At 39.6% G+C, this 16260-nt stretch carries 13 protein-coding genes; 8 read left to right on the top strand and 5 right to left on the bottom strand.

From position 1 onward, the window contains the following. Positions 1 to 27 precede the first annotated feature (27 nt). Complete coding sequence (locus PVK70_RS08445; RefSeq protein WP_130047823.1) at positions 28 to 738, top strand: hypothetical protein; 711 nt, start codon at positions 28 to 30, stop codon at positions 736 to 738. 72 nt (positions 739 to 810) lie between these two features. Here the strand turns inward: PVK70_RS08445 and PVK70_RS08440 are convergent, their stop codons facing one another. Next, positions 811 to 3009 carry a TonB-dependent hemoglobin/transferrin/lactoferrin family receptor gene (locus PVK70_RS08440; protein WP_274441310.1) on the bottom strand — a complete coding sequence of 733 codons (2199 nt, stop codon included), beginning with the start codon at positions 3007 to 3009 and terminating at the stop codon, positions 811 to 813. A 318-nt stretch (positions 3010 to 3327) separates the two neighbouring features. Here PVK70_RS08440 and pheS point away from each other — a divergent pair, with 318 nt between their 5' ends. The 5 genes from pheS (at position 3328) to PVK70_RS08415 (ending at position 10644) form a co-directional block, all read left to right on the top strand. Beyond that, a complete protein-coding gene (gene pheS, locus PVK70_RS08435) occupies positions 3328 to 4311 on the top strand; it encodes a phenylalanine--tRNA ligase subunit alpha (RefSeq protein WP_045102137.1) in 984 nt (327 codons plus the stop codon). Between the two features lie 17 nt (positions 4312 to 4328). Then, positions 4329 to 6716 (top strand): phenylalanine--tRNA ligase subunit beta, encoded by a 2388-nt coding sequence (gene pheT, locus PVK70_RS08430; RefSeq protein ID WP_130047821.1) that lies wholly within the window; start codon positions 4329 to 4331, stop codon positions 6714 to 6716. 555 nt (positions 6717 to 7271) lie between these two features. Then, on the top strand, positions 7272 to 7568 hold the full coding sequence (ihfA, locus tag PVK70_RS08425) for an integration host factor subunit alpha (protein WP_005419121.1): 297 nt from the start codon (positions 7272 to 7274) through the stop codon (positions 7566 to 7568). 196 nt (positions 7569 to 7764) lie between these two features. Continuing rightward, positions 7765 to 8766, top strand: a complete 1002-nt coding sequence (locus PVK70_RS08420) for a succinylglutamate desuccinylase (RefSeq protein WP_130047820.1) — start codon at positions 7765 to 7767, stop codon at positions 8764 to 8766. A gap of 96 nt (positions 8767 to 8862) precedes the next feature. Then, entirely contained in the window at positions 8863 to 10644 is a 1782-nt protein-coding gene (locus PVK70_RS08415) for a M3 family oligoendopeptidase (protein WP_130047819.1), read from the top strand. A gap of 123 nt (positions 10645 to 10767) precedes the next feature. On the opposite strand, the gene PVK70_RS08410 is transcribed toward PVK70_RS08415, so the two are convergent. Both PVK70_RS08410 and PVK70_RS08405 read right to left on the bottom strand, forming a co-directional pair. Continuing rightward, positions 10768 to 11250, bottom strand: coding sequence for a YajQ family cyclic di-GMP-binding protein (locus tag PVK70_RS08410; protein WP_130046274.1), 483 nt, complete (start codon positions 11248 to 11250; stop codon positions 10768 to 10770). A 16-nt stretch (positions 11251 to 11266) separates the two neighbouring features. Next, positions 11267 to 12319: a 3-deoxy-7-phosphoheptulonate synthase gene (locus PVK70_RS08405; RefSeq protein ID WP_130047818.1), complete on the bottom strand. Its 1053-nt coding sequence runs from the start codon at positions 12317 to 12319 to the stop codon at positions 11267 to 11269. A gap of 210 nt (positions 12320 to 12529) precedes the next feature. Between PVK70_RS08405 and PVK70_RS08400 the strand changes: the two genes are divergently transcribed. Beyond that, positions 12530 to 13414 carry a putative PEP-binding protein gene (locus PVK70_RS08400; RefSeq protein ID WP_130047817.1) on the top strand — a complete coding sequence of 295 codons (885 nt, stop codon included), beginning with the start codon at positions 12530 to 12532 and terminating at the stop codon, positions 13412 to 13414. Positions 13415 to 13499: 85 nt separating this feature from the next. Here the strand turns inward: PVK70_RS08400 and PVK70_RS08395 are convergent, their stop codons facing one another. After that, the gene (locus PVK70_RS08395) at positions 13500 to 14855 is read right to left on the bottom strand and encodes a hypothetical protein (protein ID WP_130047816.1); all 1356 of its coding nucleotides are present in this window, start codon (positions 14853 to 14855) and stop codon (positions 13500 to 13502) included. Positions 14856 to 14944: 89 nt separating this feature from the next. Here PVK70_RS08395 and PVK70_RS08390 point away from each other — a divergent pair, with 89 nt between their 5' ends. Next, a complete protein-coding gene (locus PVK70_RS08390; protein WP_165367224.1) occupies positions 14945 to 15781 on the top strand; it encodes a CvfB family protein in 837 nt (278 codons plus the stop codon). A gap of 210 nt (positions 15782 to 15991) precedes the next feature. Here PVK70_RS08390 and PVK70_RS08385 read toward each other — a convergent pair. Continuing rightward, positions 15992 to 16260, bottom strand: a 269-nt coding sequence (locus PVK70_RS08385) for a GGDEF domain-containing protein (protein ID WP_274441307.1), incomplete at its 5' end; no start/stop codon positions are given.

Genomic DNA, 16260 nt, shown 5'->3' with positions numbered 1-16260 from the left:
GTGAAGTCGTAAGGGATGAGTTAAATAATGCACGATAAAGACAATGAATTAAAACTTAAGAATGATCTTTATAACGCTAAGGTTATTTATCAGTGGGAAGCTATTGGGCGTAATTTTGGCCATACACTTAGATGGATTGTATCTATAGGAGTCCCTTTTTTTGGTTATAGTTTACTCATGCTATTAATACAGGATATGGCTGCGGTTCCAGTTTTATTTTTCATTGGTTTAATAATGACTTTTGTTATTCGTTATTTATTTCTTGCTGATGAGCATATTTGTTTTTATTTAACAAAAAAAGGCATTCACTTTACAACAGAGCAGATAATTCCTGAAATGGCGTATAAAGTGATGAGAGGCTTTGCTTGGTTTGGTGTGGCGGTAAGTTTTTTTGCTGTAACTATAATAGGGCCTATGGCTTTTGTTGGGGCAGGAGCTTGTGCATTGTTGTCATTTAAAATGACAGGGTTTGAGTCAAAAATCAGCAAGTCATACATACTTTTTTCTGATGAATATACTTTATTTGATATTCGAAAAGAGGATACTTTTGCCATTATAAGCCATCCATATGATTTATATGCTTCATACGAATGGTTATTTTATTTTCCTAACGATCGAGAAGAGATAAAGAAGCATCTATTAAGTGTATTTCGTAAAAGTAGATACGTTGAAATAAACCACCCTAAGGAAATAGATAACTACGGTCCATTTGAACCCTCTGAAATAGTAAAATCATAATACAACAAACATAAAAAAAGCGGCGATGATGCCGCTTTGAACTAGCCAATTAACGTTAAGTTTTATTCATTGTTAGAATTTGTAATCTAACTCGATACCCCAATTTCGACCTGCTTGAGCTTTACGATCAATACCATCATCACCGGCTTCAGTACCAATCATGTCGTTATATAACCAGTACTGTTTATCAAGCGCATTGAATAAGCCACCACGAAGGGTTAAATCCTTCATTGGCTTATAGTAAGCCGTTAAATCAACCAAGGTGTAACCAGCAACATTGATGTTTTCATGACCAACGTTTGACCATTTGTCTTTTGCTGCCACCATATTGATGTTTAATAAAGCACCGTAAGTATAACCAATGGAGTCATAACCTAAGCCTAAGTTTGAAGTTAGCGGGGCAACACTGTCTATTGATGCTCCTGTCTTTTTATCTCGGCCTTCAGCATAAGCAATACTTAGTTTCGAGTAGGTTCCTTGAGGTGCATTAAACGCTTCATCCAATAAGTAAGTAGAACTAAATTCAACCCCATAAATTTCTACAGAATCGATATTCTCTTTTGTGTAATGTTCTTTTCCATCGTTCGGGCCACCAACGACTTTACCTATGTATTTTTGGTTGATGAAATCGGAATAATCATTATAGAAAGCAATTAACTCAAGTTGTGCGGCATTAGATTGAGCTCGAATACCTGCTTCATACGAAATACTGCTTTCAGCTTTTAGGTCAGGGTTTGCATCAATTACTGCGCCACTGTCATAGAAGTAGTACATATCTTGTAGAGTAGGGGCTTTAAAACCTTGGCTTACTTGAGCAAGTACGCTAACGTTATTATTTATATGATAAACCGACCCTAATTTAGCCGTAAAAGCGTCATTTTTGCTGTCAGGATATTCTGTTTTAAAACCGTCATTGGTTTCTGGTTTTGCTTCAAATGAGTCATAACGTAAACCAGCAGTTAGCACCAATTGTTCATCAAGTAAGAAAGCTTGGTCCTGCGCAAAAATACCATACAGCGTCATGGTTGCATCAGGCATATCGGTATGGCCCGGTCCAACGGTTCCTTTATCGTATTTATAATCGGTATTTTCAGTTGCGAACTTGTTTTGTCTAAAGCTTACACCATAAGTGATTTGATGGAATCCTTCTCCAAACTCGGCAATTTTATCAAATTGTGCGTCAAACTGGATAGAATCATCAGTAGCAATACGTTCACGCATACGGCGACCACTGCCGTAAGCCCCGGTTGAAGTATCGTAGTTTTCAGATAATGATTCAGTTTGTTGTACATTTAATTTTGATTCTAGCGTATCGAATAGCGCATTATTAGCTGTCCATTCATGCTCTAAACCAACGCGTAATCGAGTTGTTGTGTCCTTGTTGTAGTTATCATAATAAGTAATGATAGGCACCCCTCTACTCATCATAGAATAACCATTTTGGGAAAGCTCATCTTCATCATATTTTGATGTGTAATATTCCACAGTCGTGCCGATGCGGTGTGAATCATTTAATTGGTAAAAGGCTTTTGCTAATAAGTTGCCAATTTGTGCATCTGCTGGGTTTGCTGCACCACGATCTGGGCCTTCAATATCTGCACCGTTAGAATGGGTTTGTGATTCACTGCCTTTTTTATACGTTAGCATAATTAGAGTTTCTAGTTCAGCAGCACGCATTGCCCATGTCCCCGTAGTTTTCGTGCTTGAATCTACGCTGTTATAGCCTGTTTTGACTTCAAAAGCGTTTTCGTCTCCCTCGGTTCTTAAAATATCTTCAGGATTTTTAGTCTCCATTAGAACGGTACCGCCAAGAGAGTCTGAACCATATAGAGTAGAAGATGGGCCTTTGTTTACTTCAATTGCTTTTAAGGTGTCAATTTCAATAGCACTTGGGTATTTACGTTGTTCATTGGATCCTGGATTGTATGGGGTAGGTTGTTGAACGCCATCAACTAACATTTTAATACGGCTGTCACTCATACCACGAATAGTGAACCCTGATAAACCAAAACGACCGCCACCATTTGCCGTTACCCCTGGTGTATATTTTAAAGCATCTTGAACACTGGTTGCCATTGTCTTATCAATGTCTTCAGCAGTGACTTTTGATATAGAGCTTGATACATCTTTGATGCTTTGTTCTGTTCGAGTTGCCGATACAACAACCTCATCAAATATTGTTGAATTCCCATCAGAAGAGCTTTCAGCGTGAAGAGTGGGAGAGAGAGCAACGAAAATAGACGCAGCTAAAAGTGTTTTTTTATTAGACATGTTAATTCCTTGAAAGTGTCTGGTCTCATAATTCGGGAAAGATAATACATACTGCGAATGATAATTACTATCATTTTCATTTGATCTTTTGCTTTTTTGTTCTATGGCGTGAAAAATTGAATAAAATAAAAATGATAGCCATATAAAAAGAGGGGAATTGATAGGTGTTCTATAGGCATTTGGCTAAGAAAAGTACTTTTTTCTATTAGATCAGCTATTTTATCCAATTCAGTTTGGATTTAGCGCTGTGATTTATTACTATGTGCTGATATGTATTTTACTCGCAACGGATACCACCTATAAGTGGATGAGGAAACGATGCAACATCTAGACGAGATCATTGCCAATGCAACGGCAGAAATTGAACAAGCAGGCTCTTTAGTCGCTCTGGACGAAGTCCGTGTTCAATACTTAGGTAAAAAAGGGCATTTGACACTTCAGCTTCAAGGACTAGGTAAACTAGATCCTTCAGAGCGTCGTGAAGCAGGTCAACTGATCAATAAAGCAAAGCAAGCGGTTCAAACGTTATTAGTTGAACGTAAAGATTCACTTCAAACTGCAGAGCTTGAAGCGAAACTTGCTGCTGAAACTATCGATGTAAGCCTTCCAGGCCGTCGTATCGAGAACGGTGGTTTACACCCAGTTACTCGTACCGTTGAGCGTATTGAGCAATTCTTTGGTGAATTAGGTTTCAGCACTGAATCTGGTCCTGAAATTGAAGATGCATTCCATAACTTCGATGCGTTAAATATTGCAGACGATCACCCAGCGCGTACTGACCACGATACGTTCTTCTTTAACCCTGATCTAATGCTACGTACGCACACATCAGGTGTTCAGATCCGTACAATGGAAAATGGCAAACCACCATTCCGTTTCATCGCTCCTGGTCGTGTTTACCGTAACGATTACGATCAAACTCACACACCAATGTTCCACCAAGTGGAAGGTATGTTAGTTGATGAGAACGTAAACTTTGCACAACTTAAAGGTATTCTTCACGATTTCCTTTGTAATTTCTTTGAAGAAGAAGTTGAAGTGCGTTTCCGTCCTTCATTCTTCCCGTTCACAGAACCTTCAGCTGAAGTTGATGTGAAGCGTAAAGATGGCAAATGGTTAGAAGTATTAGGTTGTGGCATGGTTCACCCTAACGTACTTCGCTCTGTTGGCATCGACCCTGAAAAATACTCAGGCTTCGCGTTTGGTATGGGTGTTGAGCGTCTAACTATGCTTCGTTACGGCGTAAATGACCTTCGTGCGTTCTTCGAGAACGACCTTCGTTTCCTTAAACAATTCAAGTAATTCGGGGCTAGAAATTTATGAAATTCAGTGAATCTTGGCTACGCGAGTGGGTTAAACCTGCTATTAACAGCGAAGAGCTAGCTCACCAAATCACAATGGCTGGTTTGGAAGTTGATGAAGTTGCACCTGTTGCTGGTGAGTTCACCGGCGTTAAAGTAGGTAAAGTGGTTGAGTGTGGTCAACACCCAGACGCAGACAAACTTCGTGTAACTAAAATTGATATCGGCGAAGAAGAGCTTTTAGACATCGTTTGTGGTGCATCTAACTGTCGTCTTGGTCTAACGGTTGCAGTTGCGACTGTTGGCGCAGTACTTCCTGGTAACTTCAAAATTAAGAAAGCAAAACTACGTGGTGTTCCATCACACGGTATGCTTTGTTCTTTCTCTGAGCTAGGTATTGATGTTGAATCTGACGGTATTTTAGAATTACCTGAAGGCTCTACATTAGGTATGGACGTTCGTGAGCTTCTTGAACTTAACGATGTTGCTATTGATGTTGACTTAACAGCAAACCGTGCTGACTGTTTTAGCATTCGTGGTTTAGCTCGTGAAGTAGGTGTTCTTAACCGTGCAGACGTAGTTGAACCAACTATTGAAGCAGTAGCAACAAGCATTGAAGATACGGTTTCTATTGAAGTTAAAGCAACTGAAGCGTGTCCACGTTACCTTGGTCGTGTAATCAAGAACGTAAATGCAAAAGCTGAAACACCAATCTGGATGCAAGAGAAACTGCGTCGTTGTGGTATCCGTTCAATCGATGCGATTGTTGATATTACAAACTACGTAATGCTTGAGCAAGGGCAACCAATGCACGCGTTTGATCTGTCTAAGATCGACGGCGGCATTGTGGTTCGTATGGCTGAACAAGATGAGAAACTAACTCTTCTTGATGGAAACGAAGCGAAGCTAAACCACAATACATTAGTGATTGCAGACCAAAACAAAGCATTAGCAATCGCTGGTATCTTTGGTGGTAAAGAGTCTGGTGTTACTTCTGAAACAACTGACATCATGCTTGAGTGTGCATTCTTCGCACCTGATCACATTCGTGGTCGTGCGCGTGCATACGGTCTACACACTGATTCTTCTCTACGTTTTGAGCGTGGCGTTGACTCTACATTACAAGCAACAGCGATGGAGCGTGCAACACAGCTTCTTGTTGAACTTTGTGGTGGCGAAGTAGCTCCTATCTCTGCAGCAGAATCTGACGCTGATCTTCCAACTGCAAACACGGTTGAATTACGTCGTAGCAAGTTAGATGGTCTATTAGGTCATCACATCCCATCAACAGATGTGGTTGAGATCTTAACGCGTCTAGGTTGTTCTGTTGAAACGACAGACACAGGCTGGACAGCAACATCTCCATCATGGCGTTTTGATATTGCAATCGAGCAAGACCTAATTGAAGAAGTAGGTCGTATCTACGGTTACAATAACATTCCAAACCAAGCACCTGTTGCTGCACTAAACATGAACGATCACAAAGAAGCAAACCAACCGCTTAAGCGTGTTCGTGATCTTCTTGTTGACCGTGGTTACCACGAAGCAATTACTTATAGCTTTGTAGAGCCTGAGCAACAAAAACTGATCGTGCCTGAGATTGAGCCGTTAATTCTGCCATTCCCAATTTCAGCTGACATGTCAGCAATGCGTCTAAGCCTATGGACTGGTTTGATCAACACTGTTGTTCATAACCAAAAACGTCAGCAACCACGCGTTCGTTTATTCGAATCTGGTCTGCGTTTTATTCCTGAAGAATCAGCAGAAAACGGCATGCGTCAAGAAATGATGCTTGCTGGTATCATCGCTGGTACTCGTGGTGAAGAACACTGGGATATCGCAACAAACACGGTTGATTTCTTCGACCTTAAAGGCGATTTAGAGGCTGTTCTTGAACTAACTGCTAACGAATTAGCGTATGAGTTTAAAGCCGCTAAACACCCAGCACTTCACCCAGGCCAAACAGCAGCTATCGTTGTTGGCGGAAAAGAAGTTGGTTTCATTGGTACAGTACACCCAGAGTTAGAGCGTAAGTTTGGCTTAAACGGTCGTACAATCATGTTTGAAATCGAGTGGGACGCAATCAATACTCGCGTTATCCCAGAAGCTGCATCAGTATCTAAGTTCCCTGCAAACCGTCGTGATATCGCGATCGTTGCAGACGAGGCTATTGCTTCTGGTGATATCGTTGCTGAATGTTTAGCATCAGGCGGCGAGCTATTAACTAGCGCGAAACTGTTCGATGTTTACCGTGGTCAAGGCGTTGAAGAAGGTAAGAAGAGTCTTGCAATCGCACTGACACTTCAATCTGTTGAGCGTACGCTAGAAGAGGCTGATATCACTTCAGCTGTTGACGCTATTGTTGCTGCAATTGGTGAGAAGTTCTCAGCAACACTGCGTGACTAATACACTTCTTTTTTAACAGAAGAATATAAAATCCAGTACTGACGTTTGTTGGTACTGGATTTTTTTATTATAAAATAACGCGGAGGTAAAGATTTACGTTTTAGGCCAAGCAAGAGAGAAAGCAGCAGTCTAGTATATAATGCTGAAGAAAAACTCGATTAGTATCTATAGATTAGAAGATAGTAATAGAGGCCTAAAGCTTACTTGTTCACAATCAAACAGATGGCTTACTTTCAAATTTGTTAATAATTATTTGGGCAGCATCACAATTTTACATACGAACGAATATTCTAAATAACCATGTATTATTAGTGGTATATACTAAATCAATGACTTAGGTTAGGCTGATATAAGATATCTAAGTAGATTAAGCTTATAAATTTGATCGCCATCTCATAAATGCATCATGATTTTTGAGAAAAAAGTTGGCGAAAATCAGTCAGTTGGCATACACTGTCAAGAGTTGAACGAATGTTAAGTTGTTGTTCTAACTGTTCAGTTTCCAGTTACAGTAAATACTGTAGCTCTGTCTAACGTAACTTGAGGGTAGTTTTTATGGCACTCACTAAAGCTGATTTGGCTGAGACCTTATTTGAAAAAGTTGGATTAAGTAAACGCGACGCCAAGGAAACGGTAGAAGTATTTTTCGAAGAGATTAAGCAAGCTCTAGAGAGTGGTGAGCAAGTTAAATTATCTGGATTTGGTAATTTTGACTTACGCGAAAAGAGTGAGCGACCTGGACGTAACCCAAAAACTGGGGAAGATATTCCAATTTCTGCACGCCGCGTAGTAACATTTAAACCGGGCCAGAAACTGAAAGCTCGCGTTGAGAATCTACCAGTAGAAAAATAATCTTGCCATCTTTGGCTGAAGAGAATGAAAGCTGTATGACAATTATTTGTTATGCAGCTTTTTTATTGCCTTCATTTTTTTAACTTAGAATTCCATTGTGTTTGAACTCACACAATTGTTTGTATTTTGTTAAATAACATTAACGTAAATGGTACAGTTTTTTGGTTGAATATTTTACCAAGGAAGAGAAGTACCAATGGATCATATTTCATTTATTCAAAATACCTTAGATTTATCTGTCTCTGTAAAAGAAAAAAGTTGGTTACTTACGGATGGCACTCTGGTTATTTATCATAGCCGAGGTGTCGTAGAGTTTGTTCCAAGTTTAGATTTTACCTCTAACCGTGCTGTTGTATTGTCATCGGGGGTTCACGGTAATGAAACATCTCCAATAGAACTGCTTGATACTATCATTGAAGATATTCAAAGCGGTAAGCTCTCATTGACTCAACCTTGTTTATTTATTTATGGACATCCTGCAGCAACACACCAACATACTCGATTTATTGATACAAATTTGAATCGTTTATTTAGCGGGTATCAAACCCCTGACGATAGCGTTGTAGAAGTAGCCTTAGCGAATAGACTGATGGAAAGTGTGGACCGCTTTTTTACCAAACATGACGCACAAGAAAAATGGCATTTAGATCTCCATTGTGCAATTCGTTCATCGCAGCATTACACTTTTGCAATTCATCCATATAACAGGCATTATAAAAGATCAGATCCATTACTTCGCTTTTTATCACAAAGTAAAATCGAAGCCTGCTTATTTTCAGAAGCGCCAGCATCAACCTTTAGTTGGTACAGTGCAGAGCATCATGGTGCTCATGCTGCGACTGTTGAGCTAGGTAAAGTGGCAAAAATGGGCGAAAATGACTTAACCTTACTGGCTGATTTTGAAAAAGAACTCCGACATTTTATTAGCCATGATAGCCATACAGATAATGAGAAGGTTATATCGAGTGTCATTGAATACCAAGTAACCCGAAGCATTATGAAACACAGTGAGCAGTTTGAATTTCACTTTCCATCTGACTTAGCGAACTTTACTCAATTTAACGAGAATGAATTACTTGCCGAAGATGAAGGGGTTAAATACCGGGCTCAACGTGGTGGCGAAAGTGTTGTGTTTCCAAATGCGAAAGTAGAAAACGGACACAGGGCGTGTTTGTTGGTTCAAAAAATAGAAAATTAAGACGAATTAACTTAAAAAATGCGTCTCTATCAATAAATCCTTTATCCAATGAATTCAATTGTTATGATGTAAAAAACAAAATAAAAGGACATGATAATGACAGCACCAAGTTGGGACCTCTCTATCGCATTTCAATCGCTTGATGATCCAAAGCTAGCAAATACCATTATTTCAATTGAAGAGCGTATTCTTCATTTCGCTGCTGATGATATTAATGTCAACGTTGATGGGTTGCAGCAGGCGATTATTGAGAAAGAATCCATTTCTGTGCAACTGGCCACGGTGGGGAGCTATGGTAACTGCATCGCTTCTGTGGATGCATCAAATTCTCAAGCCAAAGCATTAGTTAACCAAGTAACAAAACTTGCGTCGGATCTGTCTCAAGCTTTTAGCCCGTATCTAGATGCGATTGTAAATGCGCCAACGGAATGCTTTGAACAAGTATTGTCACTAAACGATGAATTAGAAGCACAACGTTTCCTGCTTGAAGAAGAAAGAAAACTGGTTACGACAAGACTAAGCGTGAAAGAAGAGCAGTTATTATCAGCCATGAGTGTTGATGGTAAAAATGCCTGGGGTCGTTTGTATGACAATATTACAGGCTCTATGAAAGTGACACTGCAACTTCCAAATGGAATAGAGGAAACCATTGGGTTGTCTCAAGCGGCAAGTATTCTCTATGGCAGCGATACACTACGTAGAGAGCCTGCATGGCGTGCAATACAGTTGGCAATGAAACAAAACCAAGAAAGCTTTTCGGCCATCTTAAATGCACTGGCAGGTTGGCGTTTAACAGAATACCAAAAGCGTAGCGCTGCGAATAAGCTGCATTTTCTTGAACCAAGCCTACATGGTAGCCGTATTGAGCAACAAACGCTGGATAGCATGATCTCGGTAGCAAAAAAGAACCGCGCAGTAGGACAAAAAGCAGGACGCTTAATGGCAAAAATGTTTGGAACTGAGCAGTTAACGCCATGGGATCAACAAGCGTCAATGCCACCATTAGTAGGAGAGGCCTCTAATTACAGCTTTGATGAAGCCATTGACATCATAAAAGACGCTTTTGCTGGTGTGTCTCAAGAGATGGCAGATTTTGTTGATTTGATGGTTAAAAATGGCTGGATTGATGCCGCACCACAAGAAACTAAACGTCTTGGTGCTTACTGTACAAAATTTGCAGATACACGTACTCCTTTAGTCTTTATGACTTGGGGTAATAGCATGTCTGATGTATTAACGCTTGCACATGAGTTAGGTCACGCCTTCCACAACTGGGTAATGCGAGACATGCCATTATGCAAAACTAAATACCCAATGACGTTAGCGGAGACGGCGTCAATCTTTGCAGAAAACGTTGTTCGTGATGCATTACTGGCTAAAGCAAAAACCAAAGAAGATAAAATTGAAATGCTATGGGAAGAGTTATCTTCAGCACTCGCATTAACCATTAATATCCCAGTACGTTATGAGTTTGAAAAAGCATTTTATGAGCAACGTGCAACGAAAGAGCTTGGGCCAACTCAACTCTCTGATTTAATGAGCCAAACATGGTCTGAATGGTACTGTGATGCAATGTCTGAGCCCGATCCCATGTTCTGGGCAAGTAAGCTTCACTTTAGTATTCCGGAAGTTAGTTTTTATAATTACCCATATTTATTTGGTTACTTATTCAGTATTGGTGTTTATGCACAAAGAGAGGCAAAAGGAGAGAGCTTCTACCAAGATTACGTCAGTTTATTGCGTGATACTGGCTCTATGAGAGCTGAAGAGGTGGTTCAAAAGCATTTGCAGATGGATTTAACCGAAGAAACGTTTTGGCAGCAGAGCTTAGACAGAGTAAGCCAACAAATTGATGAGTTTGAACGATTAGTCAGCTAATTTTAAACTAGAGCCTAACGAAAAATGTAATCGAAAATAATAAAAAAGCGTCTCACTGATAAACAGCAGAGGCGCTTTTTTTATATCTATCAAACAGCAATGTTTTTAGATAATTAAACTGGATTAGTCACGGAAGTTTGTGAACTGGAAAGGCTGACCAAAGTCACCTTCACGTACAAGTGCCATTGCAGCTTGTAGATCGTCACGATTCTTACCAGTAATACGCAGTTGTTCGCCTTGAATTGCAGCTTGAACTTTAATTTTTGATGCTTTGATTTCTTTTACTAATTTCTTAGCGATAAGCGTATCAACACCTTGCTTAAAGTCGATATCTTGATAAAAGTTTTTACCAGAGTGAACGGCGTCTTTGATCTCCATAGCACGAGCATCAACACCACGTTTTGCAAGGTTACCACGTAAAATATCTACTAACTGAGACAGTTGGAAGTCATCTTCCGCTTTAATTTTGATGTTTTCGCCTTTTAATTCAAAGCTAGCATCAACGCCACGAAAATCGAAACGAGTAGCTAATTCACGAGTAGCATTGTCTACCGCATTTTTTAGTTCAACATTATCAACTTCAGAAACGATATCAAAAGCAGGCATAGTTTTAATCCTTAAATTAACGAGATGTTTTAATTGTGTTTGATAACATGTCTAACATAGTCACGGTATCTTCCCAGCTTAGGCATGGGTCAGTAATTGATTGGCCATAGGTTAGGTTATGTAAATCGGTCATTGGTTGATTGCCTTCAACAATGAAGCTTTCAGCCATAATGCCAACCACTTTGTTGCTACCAGATTCGATTTGAGCACAAATATCTTTGGCTACATCAAGTTGGCGACGGTGTTTTTTCTCACAGTTTGCATGGCTGAAGTCTACAATCAGATGAGGTGGTAAATCAACGTCCGCTAAGCGTTGACACGCATCCGTTACCGAATCAATATCAAAGTTAGGCTTATCGTTACCGCCACGTAAGATAACGTGACCAAAAGGGTTACCAGCAGTACGGTAAACCGTCATACGACCTTGCTTGTCTGGAGAGTAGAAAAAGTGAGAAGCTTTCGCTGCACGAATCGCATCCATAGCTATTTGTACATTGCCATTTGTGCCGTTTTTAAAGCCAACAGGGCAAGATAGGGCAGAAGCCATTTCACGGTGAATTTGAGACTCAGTCGTACGAGCGCCAACAGCACCCCAAGTGATTAAGTCAGCAATATATTGACCCGTGATCATATCTAAAAACTCAGTCGCCGTAGCTAAACCCAGTTTGTTGATATCAAGTAGGAGCTTACGCGCTTTATGAAGACCAGCTTCAAGTGCATAACTGCCATCTAAGTTAGGATCAGTAATTAAGCCTTTCCAACCCACAATGGTACGCGGTTTTTCAAAATAAGTGCGCATAACGATGAAAAGATCATCTTTATACTGATCTTGTATATTGGCTAAGCGTTGTGCGTAATCTAAAGCCGCATCTGTATCATGAACAGAGCATGGACCCACAACGACTAAAAGACGTTTATCTTTGCCAGTTAAAATTGCTTCAACCTGTGCGCGAGAGTGCTCAATATGTTCAGCAACCTCATCTGTAATAGGGTGAGCAGTCGTAAGCTCAGCAGGAGTTGGCATAGGGCCTAATGGCTGAGTACGAAGTTCATCTGTTTGAAATGGCATAGTTTCGCCCGTTAATTCTTTAATACACAAGGATAAGATAACGGAAAATCAAAGGGGATGAAACCCAAAATTTTTGTATAACGAAAGATAGAGTAAAGAAAAGTTAACGTATTGTATCTTTTAGACTTGAGTTGTTGCTCATGTATCGGTATGTTCAACATAAATAACATTAAATAATGAAACCGACTTATTGAGTTCATTGGAGCAAGCATGACAGATACAATTTTACCAACGCTAACTCGTGTGGCAAGTTTACCTTCATATCAGTCTCAAACCGATTCAGAAGCTACTTTGTATGTTTCTATTGCAGGGTTAATCCAAGAGCATTTGTTTTACCACCCAAAAGCCGTTATTAAAGCACCAAAAATGAGCGATATTGATGCGCAAAGTTTAGCCATTATTATTGAAGGGGCGGCAGATGGCAAAACACATTTTGTAGATACTTTAGCTAATGAGATCCTAGCGAATATCAAAGCATCAACAAAAGAAGTGAAAATTGCGTTCTCAGACGCTGACAGTGCTGCATTTGCAGGGTTACTGGGAGGCCAATTAGAAGCACATGAAGAAAACCCAAAAATGGGCGTTCGTGGTGTTACTCGTTTTGCCTCTGATGCGAGTACAGAGCAATTTGCTTTAGAGTGTGAAGTGATAAAGAAAGTCATCGCAGCGACAACAGCAAGTGTGCAAATTGTGGTGCCATTTGTGCGTAATTTAAGTGATGCAGCAACCATCATTGATCGTTTAGCAATTCAAGGTTTGCCACGTGGTTTAAATGGTTTACAAGTCCACTTTGTATGTGATGTACCTGCCGCGGCTTTAATGGCAGATAAATTACTGCAGTACTTTGATGGTTTAATTATTAATGTGGATACATTGACGCAATTTACGTTAGGCGTAGACAAACAAAATGAAGCGCTAGAGCATCACTTTGATCCACAAAACGAAGCCGTTCTTCATCTTGTAGGTAACGCGATTCAAGCGGCAAATAAAGCGAATAAGCCAGTGTTAACTACCATCGATGAATTGGCTCAAAATCTACGTATTCAAGAGTTGTTAGAGCAACTGACAGCAACCGAGGTTGTAGTTACCGCGTAACGATAATGTACTACCGTTAAGATACAAAAACGCTTTTAGGGGATTAAACCTAAAAGCGTTTTTTATTGTTTGGATTTAATTAGTATTACTTATCGATAGCAATTTTTTCAATATCGATAATTTTTGAGCGGTTTACAATAATCTTCCAACGATGCAGTTGAGTACTGTAATCATCCATGGTTTCACGCACGATTAAATTAATTAAGTGGCGCTTTTCAACTGATTCTTTACTCACTTGCCCCTCATTCAATTGATAAATCTTCTGAGAGCCTTTTTCCATTAAACGAGCGATAGGGCGCAGATCAATCAACATGGTTTCACGGGTTTGTTCATAACCACTCATGAATTTAGTAATGGCCATTTTGGTCTGGCTTTTGTATGAAAGAACCACTTCTTCACGCTGCACCACACGATGTTTACGCAGTTTTTGAATATCAGAATCCAACTCAGAGAACGTCATGTAATCTAGCCATTCTAACTTACGCCCAACATACGTGTTGGTGGTAGGATCAAGGTAGCGCTTACGCCATTTAGGTTGACCTTTACGTATCCAGCGCCACATAACATCACGCAAATCATCTTTAAAGACTTCACGCATGGCATAAATAAACGAAACCGCAAAGATAAAAGAGGCGGTAATTTCACCCAAGAAGCCGCGTGCTTGAATCACCATTAATGAAACAAAGATCATCACAACAGCCGTTGCGCCACCTTTCACCATACGTTTAATGTGTTTACCAAGCGCCAGGTTTTTTTCTTTCAATACGATAGGAAACTCAATTAAACGGCGAAGTAAGCGCATTTTATTCGACATACGAGTCATATCCTCACGCGCTTTACGAGAGTTATAACTCTTATCTAAACGATGAAGATCTTCTTTTTCACAAAAATCGATAAGCTTCTCTTTTATTTCTTTATATTCTTCATTGCGTGGCATATGGGCAATGAGAGAAAGAAATTTTTGCTCGGTATACCAAGAAAGGTAATTATCAATATTGGCGTAGTAACGCTTTAATGCATCATCATAAGGTACGTTACGTCGTAACTTTCTGAGGATATCAATCGCTAGTTCAATCGCATCTTCAACTTCATCATGTGTGATATCGTCACGAGTAGTATCGCTCAGTTGCTGTATGGCTTTCTCTAATGCCAAAGCATATTGATAAGCATATAAACTCAAACTTAAACGGTATTGTTCAGTAGACAAGCGTCCACGCTGTGCTAAACGGGAGTGCACAAGGGGAAGGTGGTTTTTATCACTGAAATACGTACGATAGCTCTGGATTGAGTTGTAATAAAACTCAGATTCAGAAACCATGTCCTTGTTTAAACCAAGCTCTCCGGGAACAAAAAGAAACATCTCTAGTTCGTGCTGCTTAGATTCTTCAACAATATGTGAGATTTTTAGTGATAAGCCATCTTTCTTACCAACTGTAATCACAGGAAATGCCTATAAAAATGGTAATTCATAAAGCAAGCATATCAGAGTTCAGGTATAATCACAGAGTATTTTATTTAGGAATTGAAGTAATGATTAAAATTGGTCAAATCAACAAATTAGAAGTAACAAAAATCGTAGACTTTGGCGTCTTTTTAGATGGTGATGATTATGGTTCAATTCTTCTTCCAAGTCGTTTTGTTCCAGAAGGCACTGAAGTTGGCGAAGCGCTTGATGTGTTTATTTATCTTGATTCAGAAAATGAAGTGGTCGCCTCAACTGAAACACCAAAAGCTCAAGTAGGCCAATTTGGTTTAATGAATGTCATTGGTACTAACAGCATTGGTGCATTTGTTGATTGGGGTATTGCGAAGAAAGATTTATTAGTTCCGTTCAGTGAACAACGCGGTCGTTTAAACGAAGGTCAATCAATCCTTGTTTATGTGTATATTGATAAAGCATCTAGCCGCATCGTAGGCACAACTCGTTTTAATAAATGGTTAGATAAAACACCTGCAAATTACGAGAAAGGCCAACAAGTAGATATCATTATCGCAGAGCGTACCGATCTTGGTTATAAAGCGGTTGTAAATGGCGAGCACTGGGGACTAATCTTCCATTCAGATGTGTTTGGTAAGCTATTTATTGGTAAGCAGTTAAAAGCGTTTATTAGTGATATGCGTGAAGATGGTAAAATCTCATTGTCATTACAACGTCCAGGCGTTGCACGTATGGATGATTTAAGTGAAAAAGTATTAGCGACCTTAGAGAAAAAAGACGGTTTCTTACCATTAAGTGATAAGTCATCTCCAGAAGATATTTTTGCTGAGTTTAGAACCAGTAAAGGGACGTTCAAGAAGACTATTGGTGGCCTATATAAAGCAGGCAAAATCACCATTACAAAAGAAGGCATCAACCTCGTTAAATAACCTCGTTAAATAACCGAGAGTTGAACCAATATTGCCCTAAAAAATAGCCCGTAACGATTCCTGGTTACGGGCTTAGGGAAATGGCTCAAATCACTGAGCCTTGCGCTAATAAAATGGAGAACTTACTTTATTTAGCGTAGTACAGCTTCTCAGCTTGTCTATTATTTATTCCCTTTTTTATTTCTCTTATATCGATGAAAACCATTCAGCTTACAACTCTCGATAATGAGTAACCTTATTTCGGCCCGTATTTTTTGAGTGATATAATGCTTTATCTGCCTGTTCAATTACATCATCTAATAGCACATTTGGTTTACTGATTGTGGTTATTCCCGCACTTAATGTTACTTTCTCGTGCAGCGTATTGTACTGATCGATTTTCTTTCGGACTTGTTCTGTAAATCGAATCGCTTGTTTTGGATCACTCTCAGTCGTAAATAAAACAAATTCTTCACCGCCATAGCGTGCCGCTAAAATAC

The sequence above is a fragment of the Aliivibrio sp. A6 genome (genome assembly GCF_028765505.1).
Taxonomy (GTDB): domain Bacteria; phylum Pseudomonadota; class Gammaproteobacteria; order Enterobacterales; family Vibrionaceae; genus Aliivibrio; species Aliivibrio finisterrensis_A.
This window is presented reverse-complemented; position numbering and strand designations above follow the sequence as displayed.